The organism is Rhodococcus oryzae (genome assembly GCF_005049235.1).
Taxonomy (GTDB): Bacteria; Actinomycetota; Actinomycetes; order Mycobacteriales; family Mycobacteriaceae; genus Rhodococcus_G; species Rhodococcus_G oryzae.
The window spans coordinates 76,542-90,755 of the sequence record NZ_SUMD01000012.1 but is presented as its reverse complement, the minus strand read 5'-3'; the positions used below and the strand labels follow the sequence as shown (position 1 = coordinate 90,755).

The window sequence follows — 14,214 nt, the reverse complement described above, 5'->3', positions numbered from 1 at the left end:
AGACGATCCCGTACTTTCCGCCAAGGGCCGCGGCCTTCCCCGCATGAGTGCCGGTGTGACCGAGCGCAGCGCCCACGAGCCCGATCAGGGTGGCCATTTCGGCGTCTTCGGTGGACGGTACGTCCCCGAGGCGCTGATGGCGGTGATCGAGGAGGTCACCGCCGAGTACGACAAGGCCCGCGGGGACGACTCGTTCCTGAACGAGCTGGATCGGCTGCAGCGTGACTACACCGGCCGTCCGTCGCCGGTGTACGAGGCCACTCGGCTCAGCGAGCATGCGGGTGGCGCCCGGCTGCTGCTCAAGCGGGAAGACCTGAACCACACAGGTTCTCACAAGATCAACAACGTTCTCGGGCAGGCGCTGCTGGCCAAGCGGATGGGTAAGACGCGCGTCATCGCCGAGACCGGCGCCGGCCAGCACGGCGTCGCCACCGCCACCGCCTGCGCGCTGCTCGGCCTCGACTGCGTGGTGTACATGGGTGAGGTCGACACCAAGCGTCAGGCGCTCAACGTCGCCCGGATGCGGCTTCTCGGCGCCGAGGTGATCCCGGCGATGACCGGCTCGCGCACCCTCAAGGACGCGATCAACGAGGCGCTGCGTGACTGGGTCACCAACGCGCACAACACCTATTACTGCTTCGGCACGGCCGCCGGACCGCACCCCTTCCCGGTCATGGTCCGCGACTTCCAGCGCATCATCGGCCTCGAGGCGCGGGCGCAGGTGCTGGCGCACACCGGTCGACTGCCCGATGCGGTCGCGGCCTGCGTCGGCGGCGGATCCAACGCCATCGGCGTCTTCCACGCGTTCATCGACGACCCGTCTGTCCGGCTCGTCGGCCTCGAGGCCGCGGGCGACGGCGTGGAGACCGGCAGGCATGCCGCGACCATCACCGGTGGCTCCCCGGGTGCACTGCACGGCGCCTACTCGTACCTGCTGCAGGACGAGGACGGTCAGACCATCGACTCGCACTCGATCTCCGCCGGGCTCGACTACCCGGGCGTTGGACCGGAGCACTCGTTCCTCAACGACATCGGCCGGGCCGAGTACCGCCCGATCACCGACACCGAGGCGATGGACGCCTTCGCGTTGCTCAGCCGCACCGAAGGCATCATCCCCGCCATCGAGTCGGCCCACGCGGTGGCAGGCGCGCTCAAGCTCGGCAAGGAGCTCGGCGAGGGCGCGATCGTGCTGGTCAACATCTCCGGCCGCGGCGACAAGGACGTCGACACCGCCGCGAAGTGGTTCGGCCTGATGCCGGACACCGACACCGACCGCTCCAACGAGGAAGGCCAGGCGAAGTGACCGCACCGCAGCCGCACGCCGCAGCACCGTCCCGCCTGGGTGAACTCTTCGCGCAGTGCCGAGCGGAGAAGAGGGCCGCGCTGGTCGGGTACCTGCCCGCCGGCTACCCCGACCTGCCCGGCTCGATCGAGGCGTTCGAGACGCTGGTCTCCTCCGGCTGCGACCTGATCGAGGTCGGCATCCCGTACAGCGACCCGGTGATGGACGGGCCCACGATCCAGGCGGCGGCGGACGCGGCCCTGGTCGCCGGGTTCCGGGTCCGGGACGTGTTCACCGTCGTCGAGGCGATCAGCAAGGCCGGCGGCAAGGCGGTCGTGATGACCTACTGGAACCTGGTCCTCAAGTACGGCGTCGACGAGTTCGCCCGTGACCTCGCCGCCGCGGGCGGGCTGGGGATCATCACCCCCGACCTCATCCCGGACGAGGCCGCCGCCTGGCTGGCCGCCTCCGACAAGTACGGACTGGACCGGACCTTCCTGGTCGCGCCCTCCTCGACCAACGAGCGCCTCGCCAAGACCGTCGACCTGTGCCGCGGCTTCGTGTACGCGACCTCGACGATGGGCGTCACCGGCGCCCGCGACGCGGTGTCCAACATGGCGCCTGAGCTGGTGGCGCGGGTGCGTGAGCACTCCGACATCCCGGTCGGCGTCGGGCTCGGCGTGCGCTCCGGCGCACAGGCCGCCGAGATCGCCGCCTACGCGGACGCGGTCATCGTCGGCTCGGCGCTGGTGACGGCCGTGGCCGAGGGCCAGGAGGCGTTGCGCGCGATCACCACCGAACTCGCCGCGGGAGTCCGCTCGGCTACCGTGGCGTCGTGACCCCGACTGCCGACATCCTGGCCTATATCCCGAGCCCGCCGCAGGGCGTGTGGTCGATCGGCCCGATTCCGCTGCGCGCCTACGCGCTGTTCATCATCCTCGGCATCGTCGTCGCGGCGGTGTGGGGCGACCGGCGCTGGGTCGCTCGTGGTGGCGAGAAGGGCACAGTCCTCGACATCGCGATCTGGGCCGTCCCGTTCGGGTTGATCGGTGGCCGGCTGTACCACGTGGCCACCGACTGGAGCACCTACTTCGGTGAGGGCGGCAACCCGGTCGATGCGCTGAAGATCTGGCAGGGCGGTCTCGGCATCTGGGGTGCCGTGCTGTTCGGCGGTATCGGCGCCTGGATCGGCTGTCGACAGCGTGGGGTCCCGCTGCCCGCCCTCGGTGACGCCGTCGCGCCGGGAATCCTGCTCGCGCAGGCGATCGGACGGATCGGCAACTACTTCAACCAGGAGCTGTACGGGCGGGAGACAACCCTGCCCTGGGGCCTGGAGATCTTCGAGCGGGTGAACGCGGACGGCCGGCTTGATCAGCTGGCCGGCACCTCCACCGGGGTGGTGGAGAAGGTCGTGCACCCCACCTTCCTGTACGAGCTCGTCTGGAACCTGCTGATCGTCGTGCTGCTGGTCTGGGTCGACCGCCGCTATCGGATCGGCCACGGCCGCCTGTTCGCGCTCTACGTCGCCGGATATTGCATGGGCCGCCTCTTCGTCGAGCTCCTGCGCGATGACTACGCGACCCACATCGCCGGGATCCGGATCAACGTGTTCACGTCGATCATCGTGTTCATCGGAGCGGTGATCTACTTCCTCGCGGCGAAGAAGGGCCGGGAGGCCCCGGAGGAGCTGCAGCCGAAGCATCCTCGAGAGCCCGTGGCGACCGCGGTCGCGGCGACCGGTTCATCGGCGACCGGGGGGTCGGAAGGAGAACCCGACGCGGGCCCCGCGGAATCCGGCGGTACCGAGGCGGGCAAGACCGACGGCTAGCTCATTTACGACCGCGGGGCTGCGGCGGGGCAGGCCGTTCAGCGGCTGATCGGTCCTGGTTACGCCCCTATACTCGGGCGTTTCTGCTGCTAAACTGAGCACGCCCGAGTGTGACGCTCGGAGTTTTCTTTTCGGGCCAGAGTCGTCCCGGAACCCCGAACTGGTGTGATCTCCACCCGACCCGGTGGGACCCGCCAGCCGAGGCTCCGTGCGATGGCCCCGCGCGCCACACCCGGCAGCCTTCCCGGCCGATGTGGAGGTGCCCGTTGCTGTTCTCTCGCTCGCCCGCGCCGCAGGGGCTGTACGACCCGGCCCAGGAGGCCGATTCCTGCGGTGTCGCGATGGTGGCCGACATCCTCGGCAGGCGCTCGCACTCGATCGTCGCGGACGGGCTCCTCGCCCTGGCGAATCTCGAACACCGCGGCGCCGCTGGCGCCGAACCGAACAGCGGTGACGGCGCGGGCATCCTGTTGCAGCTGCCGACCGCCCTGCTGGCCGAGGTGGCCGGGTTCGAGCTGCCCGAGCCGAACCCCGACGGCGCGAACACCTACGCCGCCGGGATCTGTTTCCTCCCGCAGGATCCGGATCGACGCGCCGCGGCCATCGAGCGGATCCGTGCGATCGCCGAGGACGAGGGACTCGAGGTGCTCGGCTGGCGCGAGGTGCCGGTCGACCCCGACGGCGCGGACATCGGGCGCGCCGCGCGCGACTGCATGCCGCACATGAGCCAGCTGTTCGTCGCGGCACCGGCGGGTCCGGACGGCAGGCCCGCTGGCCTGGAACTGGATCGCCTGGTCTATGGGCTGCGCAAGCGCGCCGAGCAGGTGAGCCCCCAGGTCGAGGCCGATGGCACGGGGGTGTACTTCCCGTCGTTGTCGAGCCGGACGATCGTCTACAAGGGGATGCTGACCACCGCGCAGCTGCCGGCGTTCTTCCCCGACCTGCGCGATGATCGCTGCCACAGCGCGATCGCGATCGTGCACAGCAGGTTCTCCACCAACACCTTCCCGTCCTGGCCCCTCGCGCATCCGTTCCGATTCGTCGCGCACAACGGCGAGATCAACACCGTGCGTGGGAACCGGAACCGGATGCACGCCAGGGAGGCGCTGCTCGCCAGCGCGCTGATTCCCGGCGACCTCAAACGGCTCTTCCCGATCTGCACGCCCGAGGCCTCGGACTCCGCGTCCTTCGACGAGGTGCTCGAGCTGCTGCATCTCGGCGGCCGCAGCGTCGCGCACGCGGTGATGATGATGGTCCCGGAGGCGTGGGAGAACGATGCCCAGATGAACGCCGAGCGGCGCGACTTCTACCGCTTTCACGCCTCGCTGATGGAGCCGTGGGACGGCCCCGCCTGCGTGACCTTCACCGACGGCGCCGAGGTCGGGGCGGTGCTCGACCGCAACGGCCTGCGTCCAGGCCGGTGGTGGCAGACGGCGGACGGGCGGGTGATCCTCGCCAGCGAGAGCGGCGTACTCGACGTGCCGCCGTCCGAGGTGGTGGCCAAGGGCAGGCTCGAACCCGGCCAGATGTTCCTCGTCGACACCGCGGCCGGCCGGATCGTGCCGGACGCGGAGGCCAAGCTGCGGCTGGCCTTGGAGCGTCCGTACTCGGAGTGGCTGCACAGCGGGCTGCTCGAGCTCAGAGAGCTGCCCGAACGCGCGCACATGCAGCATCCACACGAGTCGGTGGTGCTGCGGCAGGTGGTCTTCGGATACACGGAGGAGGACCTCCGGATCCTGCTCGCCCCCATGGCCTCCGCGCCCGGCGAGCCGCTGGGCTCGATGGGCACCGACACCCCGGTGGCGGTCATGTCCCAGCGCTCGCGGTTGCTCTACGACTACTTCATCGAACTGTTCGCACAGGTGACCAACCCGCCGCTGGACGCGATCCGGGAGGAGGTCGTCACGTCCCTCTCGCGGGTGATGGGACCGGAACAGAACCTGCTCGAACCGACCGCCGCGTCGTGCAGGCAGATCGTGCTGCCCTGGCCGGTGCTCGACAACGACGAGCTCGGCAAGATCATCCACATCAACGACGACGGCGACAACCAGGGTCTGGCCGCCACCGTGCTGCGCGCGCTCTACGACGTCGAGCGCGGCGGCACGGGCATGGCCGAGGCGATCGAGGAGTTGCGGTCGGCGGCGAGCGAGGCGATCGCGGCGGGGTACCGGACGCTGATCATCTCCGACCGCGATTCGGACCACGCCCGCGCGCCGATCCCGTCGCTGCTCGCGGTCTCCGCCGTGCACCACCACCTGGTGCGGACGAAGGAGCGGACCAAGGTGGCGCTGGTCGTCGAGACCGGCGACGCGCGCGAGGTACACCACCTGGCGTTGCTGATCGGTTTCGGCGCCGCCGCGGTCAACCCGTACCTGGCCATGGAGTCCATCGAGGACCTGGTCAGTGAGGGCGAGCTCGTCGGCGTGGAGCCGCAGATCGCGGTCCGCAACTACCTGACCGGGCTGGGCAAGGGCGTGCTGAAGGTGATGTCCAAGATGGGCATCTCGACCGTCGGGTCCTACACGGCGGCACAGGTTTTCGAGGCCATTGGACTCGACCGGGAACTGGTCGACGAGTACTTCACCGGCACCGTCAGCAAACTGGGCGGGGTCGGTCTCGACGTGCTCGCCGAGGAGGTCCGGATCCGGCAGCGGATCGCGTACCCGGACAACCCGACCGACCGCGCGCACCGCCGCCTGGAGGTGGGCGGCGAATACCAGTTCCGTAGGGAGGGCGAGCTGCACCTGTTCACCCCCGAGACGGTGTTCCTGCTCCAGCACGCGACCCGGTCGGGCCAGCACGAGGTGTTCGCCCGGTACAGCGAGGAGGTCAACCGGCTGGCCGCGGCGGGAGGCGCGCTGCGCGGGCTGTTCCGGTTCCGTGAGGGACTGCGCGAGCCCGTCCCGATCGACGAGGTGGAGTCGGTGGAGTCCATCGTCACGCGCTTCAACACCGGCGCGATGAGCTACGGCTCGATCTCGGCCGAGGCGCACGAGACGATGGCGATCGCGATGAACAACCTTGGCGGGCGGTCGAATTCGGGGGAGGGCGGCGAGGACACCGACCGGCTCTACGATCCGCGCAGGCGCAGCGCGGTCAAGCAGGTCGCCAGCGGCCGGTTCGGCGTCACCAGCGACTACCTGGTGAACGGTACCGACATCCAGATCAAGATGGCGCAGGGCGCGAAGCCGGGGGAGGGCGGTCAGTTGCCCGCCTACAAGGTGTATCCGTGGGTGGCCAAGACCAGGCACTCGACGCCGGGCGTCGGTCTGATCTCCCCGCCGCCGCACCACGACATCTACTCCATCGAGGATCTGGCCCAGCTCATCCACGACCTGAAGAACGCGAACGAGCAGGCCCGCGTGCACGTGAAGCTGGTCAGCTCGGTCGGCGTCGGTACGGTCGCGGCCGGGGTGTCGAAGGCGCACGCCGACGTGGTGCTCATCTCCGGCCACGACGGCGGCACCGGGGCTTCCCCGCTGACCTCCCTCAAACATGCGGGCGCGCCATGGGAGATCGGTCTCGCCGACGCGCAGCAGACGTTGGTGCTCAACGGCCTTCGGGACCGGATCACCGTCCAGTGCGACGGTGGCATGCGCACCGCCCGCGACGTCATGGTGGCGGCCCTGCTCGGCGCGGAGGAGTTCGGGTTCTCCACGGCGCCGCTGATCGTGGCCGGCTGCATCATGATGCGGGTCTGCCACCTCGACACCTGTCCGGTCGGGGTGGCCACCCAGAACCCGGAATTGCGCAAGCGGTACAACGGCAAGCCGGAGTTCGTCGAGGAGTTCTTCCGGTTCATCGCCCAGGACGTGCGGGAGTACCTGGCGCAGCTCGGGTTCCGCAGCGTCGACGAGGCGGTGGGCCGGGCCGACGTGCTCGAGACCGCGGAGGGCATCGCTCACTGGAAGAGCCGCGGGCTCGACCTGTCGGCGATCTTCGAGATCCCGACCGACCGCGAGGGCACGCCGATGACCCAGCGCCGCAGGCAGCGCGATCAGGACCACGGTCTGGAGCTGGCGCTGGACCGCACCCTGATCCAGCTCGCCGAGGGCGCGCTGGAGGATGCGCACCCCGTGCGGCTGGAGCTGCCGGTGCGCAACGTCAACCGCACGGTCGGCACCCTGCTGGGGTCGGAGGTGACCCGCCGTTACGGCGCGGAGGGGTTGCCGGATGACACCATCCGGGTGGAGCTGACCGGCTCGGCGGGCCAGTCGCTTGGAGCCTTCTTGCCGCCCGGGGTGACGATCGACATGATCGGCGACGCGAACGACTATGTCGGCAAGGGACTCTCGGGTGGCCGGATCGTGGTCCGGCCGTCCCCGGACGCGACGTTCGCGGCGCAGACCCAGGTGATCGCCGGCAACACGATCCTCTACGGCGCCACGTCCGGCGAGGTCTACCTGCGCGGACTGGTGGGCGAACGGTTCTCGGTGCGAAACTCCGGCGCCACCGCGGTCGTCGAGGGCGTCGGGGACCACGCCTGCGAGTACATGACCGGCGGGCGCGTCGTGGTGCTCGGGCGCACGGGGCGCAACCTCGCGGCGGGCATGTCGGGCGGCATCGCGTACGTGCTGGACCTGGATCCGGAGATGGTGAACCCGGCCATGGTCACGCTGCAGCCGCTCGATGCCGACGACCTCGCGTGGCTGTCCGAGGCGGTCGCGCAGCACCGGCACTGGACCGGGTCGCCGTTGGCGGCCTCGGTGCTGGCGGACTGGCCGCGGCGAAGCGCGTTGTTCACCAAGGTGCTGCCGGTCGACTACCAGCGGGTGCTCGACGCGACCCGACTCGCTCGCGCCGAGGGCCGGGACGTGGACACTGCGATCATGGAGGCGGCTCGTGGCTGATCCCCAGGGCTTCATGAAGGTGGTCAAGAAGGACGCGCCCAAGCGCCCGGTCACCGAGCGCATCGGCGACTGGGACGAGGTCTATGCGGAGCAGCCCGCCGCGGAGCGGGCCAGGGAGGTGGCCGAGCAGGCGACCCGGTGCATGGACTGCGGGGTTCCGTTCTGCCACTCCGGTTCCGCGGGCTGCCCGCTGGGCAACCTGATACCCGACTGGAACGACCTGGTGCGCCGTGACCGGTGGGGCGCGGCCAGTGAACGGCTGCACGCCACCAACAACTTCCCGGAGTTCACGGGCCGGGTCTGTCCGGCGCCCTGCGAGGCGGCGTGCGTGCTGTCGATAGCCGAGAACGACACCGGCGGCTCGGTGACGATCAAGCGGATCGAACAGGCCATCGCGGACGCGGCGTGGGATGGCGGCATCGTCGTGCCCCAGCACCCGGTGATCAGCACGGGCAAGAAGGTCGCGGTGGTCGGCTCGGGACCCGGTGGACTGGCCGCGGCGCAACAGCTCACCCGGGCAGGGCACGACGTCACGGTGTTCGAGCGAGACGACCGTCTCGGCGGATTGCTGCGGTACGGCATCCCCGCGTTCAAGATGGACAAGTCGATCCTGGAGCGGCGCCTGTCCCAGATGCGATCGGAGGGAACCCATTTCGTCACCGACTGCGAGGTGGGCGTCGACCTGACCGTCGAGCAGCTGCGCGCCCGGTTCGACGCCGTGGTGCTGGCCGTCGGTGCGCTGCGGGCGCGGGACAACACGACCGTGGAGGGTCGCGAGCTCAAGGGCATCCACCTGGCGATGGACCACCTGGTGCCGTCGAACCGGGAATGCGAGGGTGACGGGGCGAGCCCCATCACCGCGAAGGGCAAGCACGTGGTGATCATCGGGGGCGGCGACACCGGGGCCGACTGCCTCGGGACCGCGCACCGTCAGGGCGCGGCGTCGGTGACCCAGCTCGACTACAACCCGGAGCTGCCAACCGAACGCGACGACGAACGTTCCCCGTGGCCGTCCTGGCCGATGGTGCTGCGCACCTCGCCCGCGCACGCCGAGGGCGGTGTCCGGCGCTACGAGGTGGCGGTGCAGCGCTTCCTCGGCGACGAGCAGGGCAACGTGCGGTCGATGGTGCTGGCGGAGGTGAAGGTCAGCCGGGACGCGGAGGGGCGCAGGCACGTCCGGCCCGTCGGCGAGGAGGTCGAACTGCCCTGTGACATGGCGCTGTTCGCGATCGGATTCGAGGGCGTCGAGTACAGCCGAATGCTCGACGATCTGGGCCTGTCGCTGACCCGGCGCGGCGTGTTGTCGTGTGGGCCGGACTGGCAGACCACGGCGCCTGGCGTCTTCGTGTGCGGCGACGCGCACCGCGGGGCCTCGCTGGTGGTGTGGGCGATCGCCGAGGGCCGGTCGGCGGCGCGCGGCGTCGACGTGTACCTCTCGGGTCACTCGGACCTGCCGTCGCCCGTACACCCGACGGCGCTGCCGCTCGCCGTAGTGTGAATCGCAGGCAAACGCAAAGGGTCTAATTGTTTGTATGTATGCACAATTCACCGCCTGCGATGGAGATGAGTGAGGGCACCGACTAGGCTCGACGCGTGACCCGACGGACGAAAATTGTGTGCACGCTCGGCCCCGCAACCGCGACCGGGGATCGCATTCGTGAGCTCGTCGAGAGCGGCATGGACGTGGCCCGGTTGAACTTCAGTCACGGCGAACACGCCGACCACGAGGAGAATTATATTCGGGTCCGCGAGGCCTCGGACGTGACCGGCAAGGCCGTCGGCATCCTCGCCGACCTGCAGGGCCCGAAGATCCGGCTCGGCCGCTTCGCCACCGGCAGCACGGTGTGGGAGAACGGCGAGGAGGTGCGGATCACCGTCGAGGACTGCGACGGCACCCACGACCGCGTCTCCACCACGTACCGGGAGCTGGCCAAGGACGCCAAGCCCGGCGATCGGCTGTTGGTCGACGACGGCAAGGTCGGACTGACGGTCACCGCCGTCGACGGCAACGACGTCGTCTGCGAGGTGACCGAGGGCGGTCCGGTCAGCAACAACAAGGGCGTCTCGCTGCCCGGCATGGATGTCTCGGTGCCTGCCATGTCCGAGAAGGACATCGAGGACCTCGAGTTCGCACTGCGCCTCGGCGTGGACTTCATCGCACTGTCCTTCGTGCGGTCGCCCGCGGACATCGAGCTCGTGCACGCGGTCATGGACCGCCTCGACCGCCGGGTCCCGGTGATCGCGAAGCTGGAGAAGCCCGAGGCCATCGAGAACCTCGAGGCCGTGGTGCTGGCCTTCGACGCGGTGATGGTGGCCCGCGGCGACCTCGGCGTCGAGCTGCCCCTCGAGCAGGTGCCGCTGGTGCAGAAGCGCGCCATCCAGATCGCGCGGGAGAACGCCAAGCCGGTGATCGTCGCGACGCAGATGCTCGAGTCGATGATCGAGAACTCCCGGCCGACCCGCGCCGAGGCCTCCGACGTCGCGAACGCCGTGCTCGACGGCGCCGACGCGGTGATGCTGTCGGGCGAGACCTCGGTCGGCAAGTTCCCGATGGAGACCGTGCAGACGATGGCCCGGATCGTGGAAGCGGTCGAGGCCGAGTCCACCCGGGTGCCCCCGCTGACCCACGTCCCGCGGACCAAGCGCGGCGTGATCTCCTACGCGGCACGCGACATCGGCGAGCGCCTGGACGCAAAGGCGCTGGTCGCGTTCACCCAGTCCGGCGACACGGTCCGCAGGCTGGCCCGGCTGCACACGCACCTGCCGCTGCTCGCGTTCACCCCGTTGCCGGAGGTGCGCAGCCAGCTGACCCTGACCTGGGGCACCGAGACCTTCCTGGTGTCGCCGGTCTCGACGACGGACCAGATGATCGGGCAGGTCGACACCGCGCTCCTGTCCCTCGGCCGGTACAACAAGGGCGACCTCGTCGTGATCGTGGCCGGTTCGCCCCCGGGCACCGTAGGCTCGACCAACCTGATTCACGTGCACCGCATCGGAGAAGAGGACCACTAGGTGACTGACCTGGGGGCACAGCCCCGTCCCGTTCGGGCGGGGGATCTCGACATCCTTCTCAGCGTGCTCGACCTCGAGCAGCTCGACGAGGACGTGTTCCTCGGGCAGCACCCGCCCCAGGCCCAGCTCGGCAGCCGGACGTTCGGCGGCCAGCTGGTGTCCCAGGCGATCATCGCGGCCGGGCGCACGGTGTCCGGTGACCGGCCGGTGCACGCCATCAACGCCCACTTCATCCGGGGCGGCGATGTGAAGCGGCCGATCGAGTACCGGGTGCAGCGCCACCGCGATGGCCGGGCCTTCGCGAACCGCCAGGTCGTCGCCTACCAGGACGACCAGGAGCTGTTCGTGATGCTCGTGGCCTTCCAGGACTGGGGCAAGGGTCTCGAGCATGCGGTCGAGGTCCCGGACGTGCCGTACCCGGACACCCTGCCGCCGCTCGGCGATCACTTCGTCGGGTACGAGGACCGGCTGCAGATGTTCGTCAACGCCCTCAAGCCGATCGACATGCGCTACGCGAACGACCCGAGCTGGATCCTCAAGGGCACTGGGGAGAAGCTCAACCACAACCGGGTCTGGATGAAGGCGGACGGCGAGCTGCCCGACGACCCGCTGCTCCACGTCGCGACGATGGGCTACTCCTCGGACACCACGGTGCTCGACTCGATCATCACCACCCACGGGTTGTCGTGGGGCCTGGACCGGATCGTCGCGGCCACCGTGAACCACTCGATCTGGTTCCACCGGCCGTTCCGGTTCGACGAGTGGGTGCTGTACGCGACCGAGTCGCCGGTGGCGGCCGGCTCCCGCGGGTTGGCGACCGGCCGGTTCTTCTCGCTCGAGGGGCAGCTGCTCGCGACCGTGGTGCAGGAGGGCCTGATCCGGCACTTCCCGAGCCGGAAGTAGCCGACCGGCCCATCGCTACTGCGCGCGAAAGTCGTTGACGGCGTGCAGGAACGGCACGGCGGTGCCGTTGGTCGCGCTGCACGGGTGTCATCGGGGTTAGACTTCGCCATCTCTACGGCGTGGGCGTGCTGGTCGCTCGCGCGCGTGACCGCGTGAATGGGGTGGCGTATGTCGGAAGACGGCGGACTCGACTGGGACAACGAGGTCGTCACCAGCCTGATGTGGACATTCCGGGCATTCGCCATCGCGGCGGTGTGCTTCGTCCTGATCGCCTACGTGCTCTTCCGGACCACCCGGTGGGGCAGGCAGTTCTGGCGCATCAGCGGCGACTACTTCAAGGGCCGCGAGAGTGCGCCGGTGTACGCACTGCTGGCTGTGGTGCTGTTCATGACGGTCTTCGCGGTCCGCATGACCGTGCTGTTCTCGTACCAGGGCAACGAGATGTACACCGCGCTACAGATGGCCGCGCAGTCCTACGCCCAGGGCGATGTCGGTGCGTTGGACGCGGCGAAGGCGGCGTTCTGGCGGAGCCTGTGGATCTTCGGGGTGCTGGCCACGATCCACGTCGCCCGATCACTGCTGATCTTCTACATCGGCCAGGCCTTCGACATCCGCTGGCGGGTGTGGCTGACCGAGCACGTGACCACCGACTGGCTGCACGGGCGTGCGTTCTATCGCGACCGGTTCGTCGACGAGACCATCGACAACCCCGATCAGCGCATCCAGGCCGACATCACCGATTTCGTCACTATCTCGCGCTCGCTGTCCATGGGTGCGGTCGGCGCGATCGTCTCCCTGGTGTCGTTCACGACCATCCTCTGGGACCTGTCCGGGCCGCTGACGGTGTTCGGCACCGAGATCCCGCGCGCCATGGTCTTTCTCGTGTTCGGGTACGTGCTGCTCTCGACCATCGTGGCGTTCTGGATCGGCCGGCCGCTGATCCAGCTGAACTTCTGGAACGAGCGGCTCACCGCGAACTTCCGCTACGCGCTGGTCCGGGTCCGCGACAGCGCCGAGAACGTCGCCTTCTACCGGGGCGAGGGCGTCGAGCGGCACGGGCTGCTCTTCCGCTTTGCCGCCGTCATCCGCAACTACTGGCGAATCGTCTTTCGTACCTTGAAGTTCAACGGCTGGAACCTGGTGGTCAACCAGATCGCCGAGGTGTTCGCGTTCATCATCCAGGCGCCGCGGTTCTTCAACGGGACGATCACCCTCGGCGACATGACGCAGTCCGCGACAGCATTCGGCCAGGTGCACGACTCGCTCTCGTTCTTCCGGGAGTCCTATGACGTCTTCGCCGGGTACCGGGCCAGCCTGATCCGTCTCAACGGTCTGATGGACGCCAACTCGGACTCGCGGGAACTGCCCGCGATCGCGGTCTCGGAGCTCGAGGGCGCGCTGCGGGTCGAGGGCGTGCAGGTGCGCAGGCCGGACGGGTTCTCGCTGATCGAGGACCTGGACCTGTCGATGGCGCCGGGCGACACCCTCGTGGTCAAGGGGCGCTCGGGCAGTGGTAAGACCACCCTGCTGCGCAGCCTCGCCGAGATGTGGCCCTTCACCGAGGGGCAGGTCCGGCGGCCCGCCGGGACCAAGACGCTGTTCCTGTCCCAGATGCCGTACCTGCCGCTCGGGGACCTGCGGACCGCCGCCGCCTATCCGGGCACGCCGGACGAACTCGACGACGAGTCGATTCGGGAGGCCCTGCGCAAGGTGCAGCTCGCGAACCTGGTCGATCGGCTCGACGAGGAGGCGGACTGGGCGAAGATCCTCTCGCCGGGCGAGCAGCAGCGGATCGCGTTCGCCCGCATCCTGCTGATCCGGCCGGAGCTGGTGTTCCTGGACGAGGCCACCTCCGCCGTCGACGAGGGACTCGAGTACTCGCTGTACAGCCTGATCCGGACCGAGGTGCCCGACACCATTCTGGTCAGCGTCAGCCACCGCAGCACGGTCGACCAGCACCACGCCCAGCAGCTACAGCTCGCGGGCGACGGGCCATGGGACCTGTCCCCGGTGCCGGTGACGGTGTAGGACGGGCGGTCAGACGGGGCGCCAGCCGTTCGGCATGTGCTCGTCGGCGAACGCCAGCTTGATCCGGATCAGTTCGGATCGGTTGGGTTTGCCGGACTTCATCAGCAGGCCCTCCTGCTGGGCCTGGGCGTCGTACTCCTCGATCCGCACGGCGTCCATCTTGACCCCGACCAGGGGCCGGACCGGGCCTGGCCTAGGCATGACCGACCGCCCTCCGGCGTCCCCGATTCGACCACGTTCCCCGCATGATGCCGCCCCTCCCCAAGGATCTTCGTGGCCGTGCCACATTCGCCGGTCAATGTATCCAAAAC

Annotated in this window: 9 protein-coding genes; 8 read left to right on the top strand and 1 reads right to left on the bottom strand. The window is 69.2% G+C overall.

Going from position 1 to position 14,214, the window contains the following annotated elements; all coding sequences use genetic code 11:
- Positions 1–43: 43 nt before the first annotated feature.
- The 8 genes from trpB (at position 44) to FCG67_RS21380 (ending at position 13,903) form a co-directional block, all read left to right on the top strand.
- Entirely contained in the window at positions 44–1,303 is a 1,260-nt protein-coding gene (trpB, locus tag FCG67_RS21415) for a tryptophan synthase subunit beta (protein WP_136911715.1), read from the top strand.
- Positions 1,300–2,121, top strand: coding sequence for a tryptophan synthase subunit alpha (gene trpA / locus FCG67_RS21410; protein ID WP_136911657.1), 822 nt, complete (start codon positions 1,300–1,302; stop codon positions 2,119–2,121). The genes trpB and trpA overlap by 4 nt, the downstream gene beginning before the upstream one ends.
- On the top strand, positions 2,118–3,110 hold the full coding sequence (gene lgt, locus FCG67_RS21405; RefSeq protein WP_136911656.1) for a prolipoprotein diacylglyceryl transferase: 993 nt from the start codon (positions 2,118–2,120) through the stop codon (positions 3,108–3,110). The genes trpA and lgt overlap by 4 nt, the downstream gene beginning before the upstream one ends.
- Before the next feature lie 266 nt (positions 3,111–3,376).
- On the top strand, positions 3,377–7,960 hold the full coding sequence (gene gltB / locus FCG67_RS21400) for a glutamate synthase large subunit (protein WP_136911655.1): 4,584 nt from the start codon (positions 3,377–3,379) through the stop codon (positions 7,958–7,960).
- The gene (locus tag FCG67_RS21395; RefSeq protein ID WP_136911654.1) at positions 7,953–9,458 is read left to right on the top strand and encodes a glutamate synthase subunit beta; all 1,506 of its coding nucleotides are present in this window, start codon (positions 7,953–7,955) and stop codon (positions 9,456–9,458) included. Before gltB ends, FCG67_RS21395 begins: the two co-directional genes overlap by 8 nt.
- A gap of 95 nt (positions 9,459–9,553) precedes the next feature.
- Positions 9,554–10,972 carry a pyruvate kinase gene (gene pyk / locus FCG67_RS21390; protein WP_136911653.1) on the top strand — a complete coding sequence of 473 codons (1,419 nt, stop codon included), beginning with the start codon at positions 9,554–9,556 and terminating at the stop codon, positions 10,970–10,972.
- Positions 10,973–11,875, top strand: a complete 903-nt coding sequence (locus tag FCG67_RS21385) for an acyl-CoA thioesterase (protein WP_136911652.1) — start codon at positions 10,973–10,975, stop codon at positions 11,873–11,875.
- A gap of 168 nt (positions 11,876–12,043) precedes the next feature.
- Positions 12,044–13,903, top strand: a complete 1,860-nt coding sequence (locus FCG67_RS21380) for an ABC transporter ATP-binding protein/permease (protein WP_136911651.1) — start codon at positions 12,044–12,046, stop codon at positions 13,901–13,903.
- Between the two features lie 9 nt (positions 13,904–13,912).
- On the opposite strand, the gene FCG67_RS21375 is transcribed toward FCG67_RS21380, so the two are convergent.
- Positions 13,913–14,104: a hypothetical protein gene (locus tag FCG67_RS21375; RefSeq protein ID WP_136911650.1), complete on the bottom strand. Its 192-nt coding sequence runs from the start codon at positions 14,102–14,104 to the stop codon at positions 13,913–13,915.
- Positions 14,105–14,214: the final 110 nt, after the last annotated feature.